At 49.9% G+C, this 547-nt stretch carries 1 tRNA gene and 2 rRNA genes; all 3 read left to right on the forward strand.

The annotated features are described in order from the left end of the window. A 16S ribosomal RNA gene (locus ACSIPU_RS30480) occupies nucleotides 1–100 on the forward strand; the annotation flags it as partial. Nucleotides 101–187: 87 nt separating this feature from the next. Continuing rightward, nucleotides 188–262, forward strand: a tRNA-Glu gene (locus ACSIPU_RS30485). A gap of 190 nt (nucleotides 263–452) precedes the next feature. After that, nucleotides 453–547: ribosomal RNA gene (locus ACSIPU_RS30490) — 23S ribosomal RNA — on the forward strand; the annotation flags it as partial.

A 547-nucleotide genomic window follows, 5' to 3' on the forward strand; every position in this document is an offset into this window, starting at 1 on the left:
CTTAACCTTCGGGAGGGCGCTTACCACTTTGTGATTCATGACTGGGGTGAAGTCGTAACAAGGTAACCGTAGGGGAACCTGCGGTTGGATCACCTCCTTACCTGAAAGAACCTGCCTTTGTAGTGCTCACACAGATTGTCTGATAGATGTAAAGAAGCAAGACGGCTGCGAAGTCGCGACACCTCGTGTCCCCTTCGTCTAGCGGTTAGGACTCCGCCCTTTCACGGCGGCAACAGGGGTTCGAATCCCCTAGGGGACGCCACTTGCTGGCTGTGAGTGAAAGGCACAACCAACCGATATCTCAAAACTCATCTTCGGGTGACGTTTGAGATATTTGCTCTTTAAAAATCTGGATCAAGCTGAAAATTGAAACGACACACAGCTAATGTGTGTTCGAGTCTCTCAAATTTTCGCGACACGACGATGTTTTACGAAACATCTTCGGGTTGTGAGGTTAAGCGACTAAGCGTACACGGTGGATGCCCTGGCAGTCAGAGGCGATGAAGGACGTGCTAATCTGCGAAAAGCGTCGGTAAGGTGATATGAA

It is taken from the genome of Klebsiella sp. HN106 (assembly GCF_051209435.1).
Taxonomy (GTDB): Bacteria; Pseudomonadota; Gammaproteobacteria; order Enterobacterales; family Enterobacteriaceae; genus Klebsiella; species Klebsiella oxytoca.